The organism is Dokdonia sp. MED134 (assembly GCF_000152925.2).
GTDB lineage: Bacteria > Bacteroidota > Bacteroidia > Flavobacteriales > Flavobacteriaceae > Dokdonia.
In genome coordinates this window covers 2,525,778-2,543,457 of sequence record NZ_CP009301.1, presented here as the reverse complement: position 1 = coordinate 2,543,457, position 17,680 = coordinate 2,525,778, and the positions used below count along the sequence as shown (strand labels likewise).

Here is a 17,680-nt window from a genome sequence, read left to right as displayed (position 1 = left end):
ATTATTTAAGATTGTTAGCTTGACCCGCCCAATCATCACGCTCTGCGCGACCAGGAAATGATCCAGTTAGATTATCTAATAAATTGTACTCAACAGAAGTCATTTTACCTACTTGCTCGTACGTATAAATTCCTAGCTCGTTAAGCTTCTCTTCCATTTTTGGTCCTATACCATTAATTACCTTAAGATCATCTGCCTTTTGAGTAGCAGCATCAAAGGTTCCTAAACGGCTCACTAATGAATCACTACCGTGGTTATCTTCTGGAATAACTGTTTCACCTTCGGCAACCTCTTGAGGTTTTGCAATGTATGCTCCATCAAGGTTAATCTTTACTGGCCCACCAGATGTACGAGGATCTGCTCCTGTACCTACTAATGATTGTCCAGACTCACGTAATTTTTTATAACGCTCACCAGATGACTTCATAATAGTTTTAACCTCTGCTTGTGCAATCACTGGGAATGTACGCGCATATAATAAGAACAATACAAAGAAGAAACCAATAGTACCTATGAAGATACCTATATCTACAAATGTAGGTGAGAACATTGTCCAAGAAGATGGAAGGTAATCACGGTGAAGTGATGTTACAATAATTACAAAACGCTCAAACCACATCCCGATGTTTACAACAATTGATATGATAAAAGAGAACATTATAGATCTTCTTAATTTCGGGAACCACATAAACTGCGGAGAGAAAACGTTACACGTCATCATTGCCCAGTAAGACCAAGCGTAAGGCCCTGTTGCTCTGTTTAAGAATGCATATTGCTCATATTCCACTCCAGAATACCAAGCCATAAATAACTCAGTAATATAAGCTACACCTACTATAGAACCTGTAATCATAATTACAATATTCATAAGTTCAATGTGCTGTATTGTAATGTAAGCTTCAAGACTTACAACTTTACGCATTATAATAAGAAGCGTGTTTACCATTGCAAACCCTGAGAATACCGCTCCCGCAACAAAATAAGGAGGGAAAATCGTGGTGTGCCATCCTGGTATAACAGACGTAGCAAAGTCAAAAGATACAATCGTGTGTACAGAAAGTACAAGTGGTGTTGCCAGACCTGCAAGAACAAGTGACACCTCTTCAAAACGCTGCCAATCTTTTGCTCTACCAGACCAACCAAATGAAAGTAAACTATAGATTTTCTTCTGGAAAGGCTTAACAGCTCTATCACGTATCATTGCAAAGTCAGGTAATAATCCAGTCCACCAGAAAACTAATGACACAGAAAGGTACGTTGATATTGCAAATACATCCCAAAGTAGCGGAGAATTAAAGTTTACCCATAAAGAACCAAACTGGTTAGGTATAGGTAATACCCAGTAAGCTAACCAAGGACGACCCATATGTATAATAGGGAATAATCCTGCTTGAACTACAGAGAAAATAGTCATCGCCTCTGCAGAACGGTTAATTGCCATACGCCACTTCTGACGGAATAATAATAGTACTGCAGAAATTAGTGTTCCTGCGTGACCGATACCTACCCACCATACAAAATTGGTAATATCCCAAGCCCAACCTACGGTTTTATTTAGACCCCAACTACCGATACCGTTTGTTACAGTATAGATAATACAGCCTATTCCCCATAAGAAAGCTACTAGTGCGATAGAGAATACGAGCCACCAAGATTTATTTGCACGTCCCTCCACTGGAGCAACGATATCTAATGTTACATCGTGATAGGTCTTATCTCCGGTAACTAGTGGTCTTCGTATAGGTGCTTCGTAATGCGCCATAATCCTATATAATTAGTCTTTAGATTAGTTGTTTTATACTTCTTCTGTATTACGTACCATTGTCTGGTAGAATACATTTGGTTTTGTTCCTACGTGCTCAAGTAAGTGATACATACGATCATCTTCTTTAAGCTCTGCAATCTTGCTATCCTTGTCGTTTATATCTCCGAAGGCAAGTGCTCCAGTTGTACAAGCATTAGAACAAGCGGTTGCAAACTCTCCGTCTTTAACCTTACGTCCTTCGCGCTTAGCATCAAGAATAGTCTTTTGTGTCATTTGCATACACATAGAACATTTCTCCATAACCCCTCTAGAACGAACAGTAACATCTGGGTTGATAACCATACGTCCAAGATCATTGTTCATATGATAATCAAACTCGTCATTACCATTATAAAGAAACCAGTTGAAACGACGTACTTTATAAGGACAGTTGTTTGCACAGTAACGCGTACCTACACAACGGTTATAAGCCATATGGTTTTGACCTTGGCGACCGTGTGATGTTGCCGCAACTGGACACACAGTCTCACAAGGAGCGTGGTTACAGTGCTGACACATTATAGGTTGGAAAGCAACCTGTGGATTTGCAGCTGGATCTTCAAGCTCTCCAAATCCTCCAAGAGAACCTTTATCACCACCTAATCCATCAAACTCTTCCTTCTTAGTATCATCTTGAGCAAATGTATCCTCAGATGAATAATATCTATCTATACGTAACCAGTGCATATCACGGCTACGACGTATTTCAGACTTCCCTACTACAGGAACATTATTCTCAGCGTGACAAGCAATTACACAAGCTCCACACCCAGTACAAGCATTAAGATCAATAGCAAGGTTAAAGTGATGCCCTACTGAGCGATCAAACTCCTCCCAAAGATCAACTTCTGGCGAAGTCACTTCGTACTCTACGTGTGCTTTACTCACCTCAGGAACCGCGTTCCAGAAATGCTTATCTTTTGTATTGAATATCTCAAGAGTCGTCTCTTTTACGATATCACCACGACCCATAAGTGTGTTGTGCTGTTGTACAGAAGCAAACTCGTGTACACCACCTACTTTTTCAATAGTAACACTTTGAGTAGTCTGGAAGTTTTGCATTAACGGGAATGCATTAACACCCGTTTGCATCTCCTCTTGTATGCTTTCTTTACGACCATAACCTACCGCAAGACCTACAGATCCTTTAGCTTGTCCTGGCTGTATCATTACCGGTACTTTCTCAATAGTAACACCGTTCACAGTAACGTTAGCATAGTGACCATTAAGACCACCATTTGCATCGTGACGTGCTTCTGTAAAGAATGAGCTTCTATCAAACCACAAACCAAGCTCTTTAGCATCTGCCTCAGACATTGTTAAGTAGTTATCCCAAGTACAACGTGTTAATGGATCTGGCATCTCTTGTAACCAAGGATTGTTTGCCTGAGTTCCATCACCCATTGAAGTTTTTGTATACAACGTAAGTTCAAAACCTCCATTACCCTCTTGCAATGTACTCGCAAGACCAGCATCTGAAGCTATAGAAGTGTTTGATGCGGTTACCGCTTTCGCGAAAGCGCTAGTCTCAACAACTCCTGCTTGAACAGACTTATTAAATGCGATACCTGCCGAAGACATAGTCTCTTTAAGGTAGCTGTAATATGTTTTATCTACACCCATCCAGTTAAGTAGACTTTGCTGGAACTGACGTGTATTAAATATCTCTTTTATTGTAGGCTGCTGTAAACTTACTTCACCCATTTTAATCTGCACATCTCCCCAAGACTCAAGGTAGTGTGGTACCGGTGCAATATGAGTAGAAAGTGCCGCTGTCTCATCTGCTCTTAATGAACAAGCTACAGAAACATCAACCTTTGCAAGACCAGCAACAAACTCATCTGCATTAGGAAGACTATAAGCAGGGTTTACTCCAGCCATAATAAGTGTTCCTACTTGACCAGCGTTCATCTCTTTCACAAGTTGCATCACTTTACGAGCATCTCCAGATCTTGTAAGCTTAGGCTTAGCAGTATCCATTACCACTTTACCTTCGTTAAAGTCAAGCGCGATTCTCTGCGTAGAAACATCTTGCACACCTGTTACAAGTAATCCTTTACTACCAGCAGCAAGAAGTGCCTTACGTGCTTGAGCAACTTTAGCCTTCACCCCTTCTGGAAGACCAGAAGCAGATCCACCTGCTAGTGCTTGCACTATTAATTTTTGTTGCGATGGTGTAGCTGGAACACGTACATCTGCATTTGCACCAGAAAGTGACATATTTGCCTCAAACTGGAAGTGCTTAGACATCTTTCCATTTTTAGGTACACGAGACTTACCATAAGAAGAGTCGTATCCACCACCATTCCAATCTCCTAAAAAGTCTGCCCCTACAGAGACAATCACTTCTGCATCACCAAAATTATAATCTGGTAATGCACGGAAACCGTATTTTATTTCAAAAGCATCTAAAGCAAATTGCTCTCCAGCAGCGTCATAAGCTACGTGAGAAACATTTGGATATTTTGCTATAAATTCTCCTATAAGTTTATCTGTAGATGGACTTGCAAATGTCTGAGTAAGCAATACTGCTTTCTTACCACTCTCAAGCGCAGCAACAACACCCTTATCTATATCTGTCCAAGAAACTTCTTCTCCTCCTGCTGTTGGAAATTGCGCACGCTTTGTATCGTACATTCCAAGAACAGATGCGTGTACACGAGCGTTTGCCCCAAAACCTGCTTTTGCAAGGTCATTGTTTTCTATTTTAATAGGGCGACCCTCACGAGTCTTTACAAGCACACTTGCAAAGTCAAAACCATCTGCAATAGTAGTCGCATAATAATCTGCAACTCCCGGTATTATTTGCTCTGGCTGCACCACATAAGGCACAGACTTTACAACAGGACCTTCACAAGCTGCTAGCGATGCTGCCGCTGTAGAGAAACCTACGTACTTCAAGAAGTCACGACGTGTAGTTTCTGTATTTTCAAGTGTTTCCTTATCACCTAAAAATTCATCTGTCGGAATTTCTTGTACAAACTCATTCTGTCTTAGTGCCTCGATAGATGCATCTCCGTGGAGCTCATCGACACTTTTCCAGTATTTCTTGTTTGATGACATATAATTGATTTATTAATTTGTGCCTCGACTACGCTCAGCAACCTTTATTAAGAGTTTCTTTCGAAACTTAAATTCTCTTTACTAGTAGTGACATTTACCACATTCCAGACCACCCATTTGAGCAGCTGTCACTTTTTCAACACCATACTTCTTTGCAAGTTGCTCGTGAATCTCTTCGTAATATGCATTACCTTCAATCTTCACATTAGTCTCACGGTGACAGTTTATACACCATCCCATAGTAAGAGGTGCGTGTTGATACATAATCTCCATCTCCTCTACAGGACCGTGACATTTTTGACACTCTATACCAGCTACACTTACGTGTTGTGAGTGATTAAAGTATGCAAAGTCAGGAAGGTTATGAATACGCACCCACTCTACCGCCTGCGTTTCCCCAGTATATGATTGTGTTGCCTCATCCCAACCTACAGCTTTGTAAAGCTTTTGGATTTCTTTATCATAAAACTCTTTAGAGTAATCTTCAGTAACAGAGCTAAACTCAGACTCAGGTCCAGCAACTTCTGCGATAGACTTGTGACAGTTCATACACACATTAAGAGATGGAATACCAGAATGCTTAGACACTCTTGCAGAAGAGTGACAGTACTTACACTCTATTGCATTCTCTCCTGCGTGAATTCTGTGCGAGTAGTGTATAGGCTGCACAGGCATATACCCCTGATCAACCCCTACTTGTGACATCCACCCGTAAGCAAAGTATGCACTTCCTAATAATAAGAAGATTACCGAAACTAACACTAAGAATTGATTTTCAACAAATGCTTTCCAAATAGGCTTGCGCTTCTCCGCTACCGGCATTTCAATTCCTTGAGCAGAAGCAAATTTGTTAAGTGTGTTGTTTACTAAAAACAATACAGCAACAAGAAGCAACAACACAAATCCAAGAATCGCAAGGATAAGGTTATTTGAAACTCCACCTCCTTGATTTCCATCTGCACCTCCAACAACAGCTGTTGGTGCTGGCGCTTCTGGTTTTGGCGTATCTGTATACGCAAGAATGTTATCTATATCTGCATTAGACAATGCAGGAAAAGAGTTCATCACTTTATTACCATTCTCCTCATATACTTTTACAGCAAGAGGGTCTCCAGACTTAATAAGTCCCTGGCTATTCTTGATCCACTTATATAACCACTCACGGTCGTACTTCTCAGAAACCTGATGAAGTAACGGCCCAGTCATAGGCTTATATAATTTGTGACAAGCTGCACAATTTGCTTTAAATAAAGCCTCACCAGCCTTAGCATCTGCCGCAGGTGCATCTTGTGCAAAAAGAGAACTAGATAAAGTGAGAAGCACTACCGCAGCTAGGGTAAGTATTCTCGAGAATGAATTTTGGCGTTTAACCTGTATCATATTAATATTGAATTAGCTTCAAAAAGATGGCACGGTTTTTATACTGTTAAGCTCGTTAAGAACCTGTTAAACCCGCGCACAAAATGGTATGCAAAAATACTACACAAACTGCATTTTTTGGGGCACCTTACAGGGGTTCTTACTAATTTATAATAGTTCTAAATAATAATATTAATTTGTTTAAGTTTTTATCTTTTACCTTTGTTCAAAATCAGCAAATTATGAGCGTACAACCGTTTCAACATATCGTAATTGCCATAGCAGTTACCATTAGTTTTTCCGCTTTCGCGAAAGCGCAAACTGCACAAGTAACCGTAAATCAAGACAATAGAATTACCGAATTACTTGATTTAAAAAGCAGCCTTACAAAAGACAACAAACTAGCAGACAGATATAAGATACAACTATACTCAGGGAGCTTAAACACTGCCAGCGCTACACTTAAGAAGTATCGTAACCGCATAGGCACCTGGACATCTGCCATTAAACACGAAACACCTAACTATAAAGTATGGATAGGAAACTTTAGAAATAGGCTAGAAGCAGATCGCGCTCTTATGGAAATAAGAAAGGAATTTTCTAGTGCTTTTATTTTTAAGCCAGATAACTAGCCCACACGTAAAGACCCTATAAAACATCCTCAATACCTTGTTGATATTGAGGATTTTTTTATGCTTTTAATTTAAACAAAACTCACACTCACAGCACATAATTTAACAAGCTCAAACTACCAAGCAAACGTGCTCTCACAAACGACAGTGCAATCCGTATGATAAAGCCATTTAAAAGGCCTAAAACTGCTCAAAAGGATGTTATTTAAGGTAATAATGCGCTTTCGCGAAAGCGCATAAAAAAATCGCCTTAGATATACTCTAAGGCGATTATATATTAAATATAGCTTTCTATTATTTAAGCTTCTTCTTTACAGCTACCTCTTGGAATGCTTCTATAACGTCATCCAGCTTGATGTCATTGTAGTTTTTAATCTGCATACCACAATCGTATCCTTTTGAAACTTCCTTTACATCATCTTTAAAACGTTTAAGGGCAGCAAGCTCACCTGTGTAAACTACTACACCATCACGTATAAGACGTATGTTTGAGTTTCTAAAGATCTTACCATTAGTAACCATACAACCTGCTATTGTACCAACTTTAGATATCTTAAATGTCTCACGTATCTCTGCCGTACCTGTAATCTCCTCACGCATCTCTGGTGATAACATTCCCTCCATCGCATCTTTAAGATCATTGATCGCATCATAGATGATAGAGTATGTACGGATATCGATTTCTTCCTTATCGGCTACCTGTCTAGCATTACCTGCTGGACGCACATTAAACCCGATTATAATCGCATCTGAAGCAGAAGCAAGTAATACATCACTTTCTGTAATAGCTCCTACACCTTTGTGTATAATATTTACAGCAATCTCCTCTGTAGATAATTTTTGGAAACTATCTGTAAGTGCTTCTACAGATCCATCCACATCACCTTTAAGGATAATATTAAGTTCTTTAAAGTCTCCAAGAGCAATACGTCTACCTATCTCATCAAGTGTTATGTGACGTTGTGTACGCACGTTCTGCTCACGTTGCAGTTGTGTACGCTTAGTAGCAATATCTTTTGCCTCACGCTCATCTGTCATTACAACAAACTTATCACCTGCTTGTGGTGCTCCATCTAGTCCTAAAACAGACACCGGAGTGGAAGGTCCAGCCTTCTTAATTTTCTTACCACGCTCATCGTGCATCGCTTTTACTTTACCAGAGGTAGTTCCCGCTAGTACGTAATCACCCACTTCAAGCGTTCCTGCTTGTACAAGTATGGTAGATACATATCCTCGACCTTTATCTAAGAATGCCTCTACAACTGTACCGTTTGCATTTCTATCTGGGTTTGCTTTAAGCTCTAAGAGCTCAGCTTCAAGTAATACTTTCTCGAGTAATTCTTTAACTCCCGTACCTTTCTTTGCAGATATTTCTTGTGATTGGATTTTTCCACCCCAATCTTCTACAAGAAGATTCATTTGCGCAAGTCCTTCTTTAATCTTCTCAGGGTTTGCCGCTGGAAGGTCAATTTTATTTATTGCAAAAACTATAGGCACTCCGGCCGCCTGAGCGTGAGAGATTGCCTCTTTAGTTTGTGGCATTATATCATCATCTGCAGCGACTACAATAACAGCAATATCTGTTACTTGAGCACCACGAGCACGCATCGCCGTAAAGGCCTCGTGACCTGGAGTATCTAAAAAGGCAACTTTTTTACCATCTTCTAGCTGTACACCATATGCACCTATGTGCTGTGTTATACCTCCACTCTCGCCTGCAATTACATTTTCCTTACGGATGTAATCCAGTAACGATGTTTTACCGTGATCTACGTGACCCATAACGGTTACAATAGGAGCTCTTTCTACTAAGTCTTCTGGAGAATCTTCAACATCTTCTATTGCATCTTCAAGATCTGCAGTTACAAACTCTACAGAGTATCCAAACTCATCTGCAACAATAGATAATGTTTCCGCATCTAGACGCTGGTTCATCGTTACCATCATACCCAGTGACATACACGCAGATATAATTTGTGTTACACCCACATCCATCATTGTAGCTACTTCACTTACTGTAACAAACTCTGTTACTTTAAGGATTTTGCTTTCTGCATCTTGTTGAGCTAGATCATCTTCTGTCTTTTGACGGTGCTGATCCCTCTTATCACGACGGTATTTTGCTCCTTTACCTTTATTAGACTTTCCTTGAAGTTTTTCAAGAGTCTCACGTATTTGTTTTTGTACTTCTTCTTCTGTAGGCTCTGCCTTAACAACACGCCCTCTACCCTTTCCAGAATTACCACGGTTGTTGTTATTATTGTTTCCGCCACGGTTATTTCCTCCCGGCTTACCTCCACCTGTACCAGGCTTTGTAATACGACGGCGACGTTTTTTCTTATCGTCTGAAGATGATTTCTTTTCTGGCTTCTTAAACTTAGAAAGGTCAATTTTTTGACCTGTGAAGTTAGGTCCGTCCAGTTTTTTATAGTCAGTCTTGATAACTTCATCACCTAGACCCACTTCTTTTTCTGGAGTATCAGCCTTCTTAGGCTCTTCCTTTTTAGCCGCAGGAGCCTGAACTTTCTTTGCTTCTTTTTCTATAGGAGCAGCTTGTTTTGGCTTTTCTTCTTTTTTCTTTTCTTCTACAGCAGGTTTTGGACTAGGTTTTATATCCTCTTTTACAGGAGCAGCAGGAACTTCTGGCTTTTTAACCTCTTCCTTCTTGACCTCTGGCTTTTTCTCTTCCTTAACAGGTGCTGGTTTTCCAGATCCCTTTGAAAGATCGATTTTTCCTACTTGCTTTGGTCCATCTAACTGTGCTTTAGCTTTAACGACCTCTTGCTTTTTAGGCGCTGCTGCTTTCGCTTCAGCTTTTGCCTCAATTTCTACTTCACGAGCGGCGCGCAATGCTTCCTTCTCCTTTTCTTTTGCCTCTGCAACCTCCTTAGAAGCTACTCTCTTGTTGGCATCCGTTTGAAACTCACCCGAAAGCACCTCGTAAATTTCAGTCGAAATTTTCGTAGTCGGACGTGCCTCTATCTCCACACCCTTAGAATTTAAAAATTCTACGGCACGATCAAGAGAAATGTTCAATTCCCGTAATACCTTGTTTAATCGCATTGTTGCTGCCATAAACTGCTCTAAATTATTATCTATACCTACTTTACTATTGAGAGTAGGATACTTTATTCTTCAAATTCTTCCTTGAGGATACGCATCACATCAAGTACTGTTTCTTCTTCTAGATCTGTACGTCGTACAAGATCACTAACTTCTTGCTCGAGTACGCTACGCGCTGTATCGAGTCCTATTTTCCCAAAAGCTTCGATTACCCACGCTTCTATCTCGTCTGAGAATTCTGTAAGCTCAACATCTTCTTCTACCCCTTCTCTGTAAACGTCAATTTCATAACCAGTAAGCTGCCCAGCAAGACGTATATTATGACCTCCACGACCTATTGCTTTACTCACCTCTTCTGGCTTAAGCACTGCTTGCGCAGTCTTATTTTCTTCATCTATCTTAATACTCGTGATACGAGCAGGACTTAAAGCCCTTGTAATATATAAATTAAGATTAGTCGTGTAATTAATAACATCAATATTTTCATTACCCAACTCTCTTACGATACCGTGTATACGAGATCCTTTCATACCTACACAAGCTCCTACTGGATCTATACGATCATCATAAGAATCTACTGCTACTTTTGCCTTTTCACCTGGGATACGCACTACATTTTTAACAGTAATTAAACCATCAAACACTTCTGGTATCTCTGACTCAAACAACTTCTCCAAAAACAATGGAGATGTTCTAGACATAATAATTGCAGGTTTATTACCCTTAAGTTCAACACTTTCTATCACCCCACGTACATTTTCTCCTTTTCTAAAGAAATCTGAAGGTATCTGACGGTCCTTTGGTAATATAATTTCGTTTCCATCATCATCAAGCAATATTATTGCTCTGTGACGTATATGGTGAACCTCTGCTGTATACAAATCACCTTCTAGCTCTTTAAACTGCTTGTATATGTTTGTATTATCGTGCTCGTGTATTTTACTTATTAAGTTTTGACGTAGTGCCAAAATAGAGCGACGGCCTAAATCTATAAGCTTCACTTCTTCCGATACATCTTCACCTACCTCAAAATCTTCTTCAATCTTACGTGCATCTGTTAATGAGATCTCTTCATTATCATCTTCCACCTCTCCATCTGCAACAACCACACGGTTACGCCAGATCTCTAGATCTCCTTTATCTGGGTTTATAATTATATCAAAGTTATCGTCACTTCCAAAACGCCTCTTTAACGTACTTCTGAACACCTCTTCTAAGATGGCCATTAGGGTCACACGATCTATTAATTTATCGTCCTTAAATTCTGAAAAAGAATCGATTAACGCTAAATTCTCCATATCAACTTTTGTTAAAATTTAATCATCACTTTTGCTTGCACTATCTCACTATAAGAAATCGTTTCTGTCTTTTGAACAGTGACTTTCCCCTTTCCAACAGGTTTTGGCTCTCTTGTTTTCCAAGTGAGCGTTACATCTGTATCTGTAGCATCGGTCATTAATCCTTCGATTTTTGTCCCATCCTCTTTCTTAACCTCAAGATGCCTTCCTACATTCTTTTTATACTGCCTAGGTATAGCCAAAGGGCTTGTAGCACCAGCAGACATTACCTCTAAAGAAAAATCTTCTTCTTCCCTATCTAGGTTATGCTCTACCTTGCGACTCACCGCAATACAATCTTCCACCTTTACACCATCATCTCCATCTATGATAATTTTAATCTCGTTATTCCCTTGAATATCAAGACTAATCAAAAACAAATTAGGATTTTCATCCAGTGCCTCTTGTAGTAAATTGGTTACTTTTTCCTTCAACATATAAGCCTATAAAAAGAGGGGACCGCTGTCCCCTCTGTATTCACTGCGTCTTTCAACGGTGCAAATATACTATAAATTATCCGTTATTAAAAGCCGTAATAGCTCCCTATTATTTTGTAAATTTAAGAGACCCTTCTTTTAAAGTATTTAAAGCCATATAACTAGCCTGCAAGGCATAGTACTATGGTATTGTTTAACTATAAACTATGCTCTTATGATCAAAAAAATACTTGTACCCACAGACTTTTCAGAACAGGCCGAAAATGCCCTAAGAGTTGCAGCAGATCTTGCAAGGAGACACAAGGCCTCCATAAACCTTCTTCATATGGTAGACTTACCTATGCAACTGGTAGATGCTGTGTCTGGACAACAAAGCGATTTACCAGAAGCTATTTTCTTTATGAAACTCGCACATCAAAAATTTGAAGCAATGATGAATGCTCCATATCTAGATGGTATCACTGTAGAAGAAACTGCCGAGTTTGATGGAGCCTTTGAAGGCATTATGGACTACGTAGACAAGTACAAATCTGATATAATCGTGATGGGATCCCACGGCGATAGCGGGTTACACGAATTTTTTATAGGCTCAAATGCCGAGAAAGTAGTAAGAAACTCAAAAGTGCCCGTTCTTATTATTAAACAAAAGCACGAATTGTTCAAACTAGACAAGTTTGTGTATGTATGTGATTTTAAAGAAGAAAATCATACTGCCTTTAAAAAAGCAGCTGCTTTTGCACAAGACAGCGATATAAAACTACATATGCTCTATGTAAACACTCCTAGCAACTTCCAAACAACCCACGACATAGAAGAGATAATGAAAGAATTTATGGCAAAAGAACCAGACATTAAAAATTACTCTCTAAATATTTATAATGACAATAGTGTTGAGAGTGGAGTTCTTCATTTTGCCGAAATGATTAATGCAGGAATAGTAGGCATAGGAACTCACGGCCGAAAAGGACTCTCCCATTTTTTAAACGGCTCTTTAAGCGAGGGGCTTGTAAACCACGCCAAAAGACCCATCATCACTTTTAGAATTTAACTTCAATAATTGTTATTATTTACAAGACACTTTCACTCCCTATGAAGGTGTTTTTTATGCTTTCGCGAAAGCGTAATCACACCACACAACAGTGTTAACTAATTGCTAATTAGCATTTTATTACGATTTTACAAAGAGAGATGTGAGTACTTTTATACAAAATATTGGTTATGAACAGATCATTAAAACACACCGTTCTCACAGAATTGCATAATCTTATAGATTATAGTTGCAAATCACACCCTAGCCAACCTGTAGATTTTACAAGTCTTCACAAAGCGCTTATTAAAAAATATTTTCAAGCAGAGGCAGTACATTTTGAACCAGAAAATCAAGTAGTTATCCTTGAAGTAATGGTAGACAGCGCTCTTAAGGAGACCGCACGTGTTCAAGTACCTGTAGATTACAGAAGATTTAATGACTTTTTAAAACCGTGTATAGAAGATACACATAGCGCATTACGCTTTTATAAAAATATGCTCACTTATTACCACGTGATACAGCCACTGTCTGCATAGACTTTTTGTCAGACAAGCCGCACGAATAACCGCTTAATTTCCCCAATTTATTTCGTGATTATTGAAATAAAAAAAACCCGACCTAATTAAAGGTCGGGTTTTTAAGTTGGCCCACTAGGTCTCGAACCTAGACTCTTCTGTACCAAAAACAGACGTGTTGCCAATTACACCATAGGCCACTATGTTTTTTCAATAGCGAGTGCAAATTTAAAGGAAAGTTTTACATTCACAAACATTATTTAAAAAAAAATAGCTCATTTTTCAAAAATTACTTTTCACATCACAAAAATCCTGCGATAACCAGCTATAAATGAAGCTCAGAGCATAATTGTTAAAATTTCAAATTTTTATTTTTAAGAAATAATTAATGCCCCACCTACGTTACCACAAATCAGGGGTATTGCTTAACTTCGTCCCTTTACAAAATATAACATAATGAGCGACTTCAACTTTGCGAAGTATAACAAGATTCTGGGCTGGACTGTATTTGCCATTGCCCTTATAGTATATTCTCTTACCGTAGAGCCTACGGCTAGTTTTTGGGACGCCGGAGAGTACATATCTACCTCGTCAAAACTTGAGATAGGTCACCCGCCGGGAGCACCTCTTTATCAAATACTAGGAGCCTTTGTTTCTATTTTTGCTCCAGATCCAACTTATATTGCCCTTGCAGTAAACTACCTATCTTGTTTAAGTAGTGCATTTACCATACTGTTTATGTTCTGGTCACTCACTTTATTGCTTACTAGAACACTTACAGAAGAAAAGGAACTCATCACAAAAACTAAGCAGCTTGCCATCCTCGCAAGTGCTGCCATAGGATCACTTGCATTTGCATTTACAGATAGTTTCTGGTTTAATGCTGTAGAGGCAGAGGTTTATGCACCTGCTGCAGTTGTACTATCCCTACTATTCTACCTTGGGCTATTATGGGAACGTGATATGCACAAACCTCGTGGTAACCGCTGGCTTATACTTATCTCATTTATTGTGGGACTCTCTTTTGGGATACACTTTATGGGATTACTTACCATACCTGCTATAGGTCTTCTTTACTTTTTTAAAAATACAGAAAAGGTTACCCCAAAAAACCTTCTTATCGCCCTAGTTATTGTGGTAGCCATATTGATGTTTATTTTTAAACTACTTCTACCTTATACCCTGTCACTTTTTGGATACCTAGAAGTATTCTTTGTAAACTCTATAGGGCTTCCGTTTAATAGTGGGACTATTATTGCTGGCTTACTTCTAGTAGGATTGTTTTATTATGGGTTAACCCTTTCGCGAAAGCGTAACAAACCCCTCATACATACAATGCTATTATGTATGTTATACATTTTTATAGGATTCTCAAGCTGGATGATGTTACCTATACGTGCAAATGCAGGAACAACTATAAATGAAAACAATCCTTCTAATGCACGATCACTGCTCTCTTACTATAATCGTGAGCAGTATCCAGAAACAAAACTGTTTTACGGACCACAGTTTACAGCAGACTATGCTGGACTAGATCCAGATACTCCCTACCTAGATAAGCCAAAACTTTATGAGAAAGATGAAAAACTAGGCAAGTATGTAGTTGTAAACCAGTGGCGCAATGCAAAGCAAAATCTTGATGATGCACACAGTGCCATTTTACCAAGAATGTGGAGCCCAGAAAATAATGCAAACTATATGCAGTATACAGGGCCACTTAAGTTTAGCATTAAGTATGACCCTAGTATGCCAGAAGAAGATCGCCAGTATCTTCAAGATGTCGTAACTCAGTTTAAAATAGATTATAGAGAAGGTAAAGTAAATTATGAAGGATATGATGCTTTCTTAAAGAGCCAGATAGGTCAATATCTTGATGTAGAAAAACCATCTTTTGGTGATAATATGAACTATATGTTTAGCTTCCAGTTTGGGTATATGTACTGGCGCTACTTTATGTGGAACTTTGTAGGTCGCCAGAACGATATACAAGGTAAAGGAGACGACTTTAATGGTAACTGGATTTCTGGTATAGACTGGCTAGATGGTATCTTTTTAGGCCCGCAAGAGAACCTACCGTCTGATGTTGAGAACAACAAGGCGCGCAACACGTACTACTTCTTACCATTATTATTAGGATTACTAGGTCTACTCTTTCACGCAACTAAAGACTGGAAACGCTTTGCAGTGTTACTCGTGTTTTTCTTGTTTACAGGCCTTGCCTTAAAAGTATACCTCAACGAGCGTGCTTTTGAACCTCGTGAGCGCGACTATGCGCTTGTAGGTTCCTTTTATGTGTTTGCAATGTGGATAGGTTTTGGCGTTTATGCTCTCTTTGATATTGTAAAAGATTTTATAAAACCTAAAATAGCAATGCCTATTGTGGCTGTAGTATGCTTACTAGCTGCACCTGTACTTCTAGCATCTCAAAACTGGGATGACCACGATCGTTCTGGCAGAAAGACAGCGCTAGCAATGGCTAGAAAATATCTAGACTCTGTAGATGAGAATGCCATCATATTTACCATAGGTGATAATGACACCTTTGCCCTATGGTATGTACAAGAGATAGAAGGCTATCGTACAGATGTGCGTATTGTAAATACAAGTTTAATAAACACAGACTGGTATTTTGACCAGATGAAGCGCGCTGCATATAAAAGTCCGCCGGTGCCTAGCACCCTCACTCACGACAAGTATGCGGCAGATAATAGAGAGGCGCTGTTTTATCAAGAGACAAAAGACTCCATTATCCCAATCGCACAATGGATGAACTTTATCGCAAGTGATGACCCAAGGACTAAGGTTGAGTATGCAAAGGGACAGTTCTTTAATACCTTCCCTAGTAAGAAAATAAGAATCCCAGTAGATAAAGAATCTGTACTTAAAAACAAGATTGTCCCTATAGATGATGCAGATGAGATTGTACCTTACATAGACATTGAGTTAAGTGGCAATGTGCTTTACAAAAACAGACTGCTTATGCTAGATATAATAGCAAGTAACAACTGGGAGCGTCCTATCTACTTTACGGGTGGAAGCTTTGGTGATGATGATTACTTATGGATGAAGGATTACCTGCAGCTAGATGGTGTTACCTACAAGCTCATCCCTATACGCACACCTATAGACCCTCGTAACCCGTATGATATGGGTCGAGTAGATGCAGATAAGATGTATGATATTGTAAAGAAATGGTACTGGGGTAATAGCGGTAGTCCAGACATTTATCACGATCGTGAGACGCGCACAAACGCAATTACCTACAGAGGTAATATGGCACGTCTAGTAGAGCAATTACTAGCCGAAAATAAGCCAGAAAAGGCTAAAGAGGTTATGGATCTCGCGATGGAGAAAATGCCAGTAGACATCTTTGAATTCTACACACTGGTTGAACCATACATCACTGGCTATTATGAGATAGGAGAAAAGCAGCGCGCTCAAGCCATATGGCAAGAAGTAGCTACAAAGTACCAAGAGCAACTCAAATACTTTAGCGCGCTAGATGCAGAGCTACAATACAAGTACTATGAAGAGATACTTACAAACATTGAGAAGTATAGAAGCCTTGTAGACCTACTTATCATAAATGATGATAGAGAGCTCTTTGAAAAAGAGGCTCAAATTTATGACAACTATATGCGCTCGTTCCCCTATCTACTAGGAGACGATGAGGAGCCAGAAAATGGTGCTGTAGAAGCGCCATTAGAAACTGTACCAGCAACAGGTGGTGCAATTAATGCAGACTCAATTATAGAGGAGTAGAGATATTAGCACGTGTACTTAAAACTGTCCAGAGTCCCAGCATTCCTTAAGTGGTTATATCCACAATGGTATGTTTGGGACAAAAAGACTAGTAAGAAAACGGTCTATCTCACTTTTGATGATGGCCCGGTACCGGAGGTGACAGAGTTTGTTTTAAATACGCTTTCGCGAAAGCGTAAAAAACCCATCTCCGCTACCTTTTTCTCTATAGGAGATAATGTACGGAAGCATCCAGCAATTTTTAAACGCATATGCCAAAGCGGTCACTCCGTAGGAAACCACACCCAACATCACTTGAATGGTTGGAAAACAAGCACAGAAGCATATATAGATAGCGTTAGGCTCGCCGAAGAGGAAATATCGACATATCTGCCTAAGACAATAAACACCCCTACTACGCCGCTCTTTAGACCACCCTACGGAAAGATAAAACGCAAGCAAGCTAGAGTCTTAAAAAAACTTGGTTATACAATTATAATGTATCGCGTGATTGCCTTTGACTGGGATGCGCATACTTCTCCAGAACAGTGTCTTGATAATGTAATTAAGAAGGCAAAAAATGGAGATATTATCGTTTTTCACGACAGTGTAAAAGCCTTTGAAAATATGAAATATGCACTACCGCGCGCTATAGCGTATTTTGAAAAAGCGGGCTTTACTTTTGGAAGGTTAAAATAA

11 protein-coding genes and 1 tRNA gene are annotated in these 17,680 nt (G+C 39.4%); 5 read left to right on the top strand and 7 right to left on the bottom strand.

All coding sequences use genetic code 11. From position 1 onward, the window contains the following. Window position 1: 1 nt before the first annotated feature. The 3 genes from nrfD to MED134_RS11190 form a co-directional block, all read right to left on the bottom strand. Entirely contained in the window at window positions 2-1,765 is a 1,764-nt protein-coding gene (gene nrfD, locus MED134_RS11200) for an NrfD/PsrC family molybdoenzyme membrane anchor subunit (protein WP_084811667.1), read from the bottom strand. Between the two features lie 30 nt (window positions 1,766-1,795). After that, complete coding sequence (locus MED134_RS11195; RefSeq protein ID WP_038599085.1) at window positions 1,796-4,867, bottom strand: TAT-variant-translocated molybdopterin oxidoreductase; 3,072 nt, start codon at window positions 4,865-4,867, stop codon at window positions 1,796-1,798. A gap of 81 nt (window positions 4,868-4,948) precedes the next feature. Next, on the bottom strand, window positions 4,949-6,247 hold the full coding sequence (locus tag MED134_RS11190; protein WP_038599082.1) for a c-type cytochrome: 1,299 nt from the start codon (window positions 6,245-6,247) through the stop codon (window positions 4,949-4,951). Window positions 6,248-6,468: 221 nt separating this feature from the next. Between MED134_RS11190 and MED134_RS11185 the strand changes: the two genes are divergently transcribed. After that, entirely contained in the window at window positions 6,469-6,858 is a 390-nt protein-coding gene (locus MED134_RS11185; RefSeq protein ID WP_038601211.1) for an SPOR domain-containing protein, read from the top strand. 294 nt (window positions 6,859-7,152) lie between these two features. Here the strand turns inward: MED134_RS11185 and infB are convergent, their stop codons facing one another. Genes infB through rimP form a run of 3 tightly spaced genes read right to left on the bottom strand, consistent with a single transcriptional unit; the run spans window position 7,153 to window position 11,695 of the window. After that, the gene (infB, locus tag MED134_RS11180) at window positions 7,153-9,933 is read right to left on the bottom strand and encodes a translation initiation factor IF-2 (RefSeq protein WP_038599079.1); all 2,781 of its coding nucleotides are present in this window, start codon (window positions 9,931-9,933) and stop codon (window positions 7,153-7,155) included. A 53-nt stretch (window positions 9,934-9,986) separates the two neighbouring features. Continuing rightward, window positions 9,987-11,219, bottom strand: a complete 1,233-nt coding sequence (nusA, locus tag MED134_RS11175; protein ID WP_035327153.1) for a transcription termination factor NusA — start codon at window positions 11,217-11,219, stop codon at window positions 9,987-9,989. 11 nt (window positions 11,220-11,230) lie between these two features. Next, the gene (rimP, locus tag MED134_RS11170) at window positions 11,231-11,695 is read right to left on the bottom strand and encodes a ribosome assembly cofactor RimP (RefSeq protein ID WP_038599076.1); all 465 of its coding nucleotides are present in this window, start codon (window positions 11,693-11,695) and stop codon (window positions 11,231-11,233) included. A gap of 214 nt (window positions 11,696-11,909) precedes the next feature. Here rimP and MED134_RS11165 point away from each other — a divergent pair, with 214 nt between their 5' ends. After that, window positions 11,910-12,743, top strand: a complete 834-nt coding sequence (locus tag MED134_RS11165; RefSeq protein ID WP_084811666.1) for a universal stress protein — start codon at window positions 11,910-11,912, stop codon at window positions 12,741-12,743. 170 nt (window positions 12,744-12,913) lie between these two features. After that, window positions 12,914-13,261 (top strand): hypothetical protein, encoded by a 348-nt coding sequence (locus MED134_RS11160; RefSeq protein ID WP_038599073.1) that lies wholly within the window; start codon window positions 12,914-12,916, stop codon window positions 13,259-13,261. Between the two features lie 106 nt (window positions 13,262-13,367). Here MED134_RS11160 and MED134_RS11155 read toward each other — a convergent pair. Then, a tRNA-Gln gene (locus tag MED134_RS11155) sits at window positions 13,368-13,440 on the bottom strand. 256 nt (window positions 13,441-13,696) lie between these two features. Between MED134_RS11155 and MED134_RS11150 the strand changes: the two genes are divergently transcribed. Together MED134_RS11150 and MED134_RS11145 are read left to right on the top strand one after the other, a co-directional pair. Continuing rightward, entirely contained in the window at window positions 13,697-17,002 is a 3,306-nt protein-coding gene (locus tag MED134_RS11150) for a DUF2723 domain-containing protein (protein WP_038599070.1), read from the top strand. Between the two features lie 12 nt (window positions 17,003-17,014). After that, window positions 17,015-17,680 (top strand): polysaccharide deacetylase family protein, encoded by a 666-nt coding sequence (locus MED134_RS11145; protein WP_038599067.1) that lies wholly within the window; start codon window positions 17,015-17,017, stop codon window positions 17,678-17,680.

Excerpts from the sequence above, each read along its gene's own strand:
- nusA (WP_035327153.1), bottom strand. The coding sequence starts at position 11,219 with ATGGAGAATTTAGCGTTAATCGATTCTTTTTCAGAATTTAAGGACGAT.
- MED134_RS11185 (WP_038601211.1), top strand. The coding sequence starts at position 6,469 with ATGAGCGTACAACCGTTTCAACATATCGTAATTGCCATAGCAGTTACC.
- MED134_RS11150 (WP_038599070.1), top strand. The coding sequence starts at position 13,697 with ATGAGCGACTTCAACTTTGCGAAGTATAACAAGATTCTGGGCTGGACT.
- MED134_RS11160 (WP_038599073.1), top strand. The coding sequence starts at position 12,914 with ATGAACAGATCATTAAAACACACCGTTCTCACAGAATTGCATAATCTT.
- rimP (WP_038599076.1), bottom strand. The coding sequence starts at position 11,695 with ATGTTGAAGGAAAAAGTAACCAATTTACTACAAGAGGCACTGGATGAA.
- MED134_RS11165 (WP_084811666.1), top strand. The coding sequence starts at position 11,910 with ATGATCAAAAAAATACTTGTACCCACAGACTTTTCAGAACAGGCCGAA.
- infB (WP_038599079.1), bottom strand. The coding sequence starts at position 9,933 with ATGGCAGCAACAATGCGATTAAACAAGGTATTACGGGAATTGAACATT.
- MED134_RS11195 (WP_038599085.1), bottom strand. The coding sequence starts at position 4,867 with ATGTCATCAAACAAGAAATACTGGAAAAGTGTCGATGAGCTCCACGGA.
- MED134_RS11190 (WP_038599082.1), bottom strand. The coding sequence starts at position 6,247 with ATGATACAGGTTAAACGCCAAAATTCATTCTCGAGAATACTTACCCTA.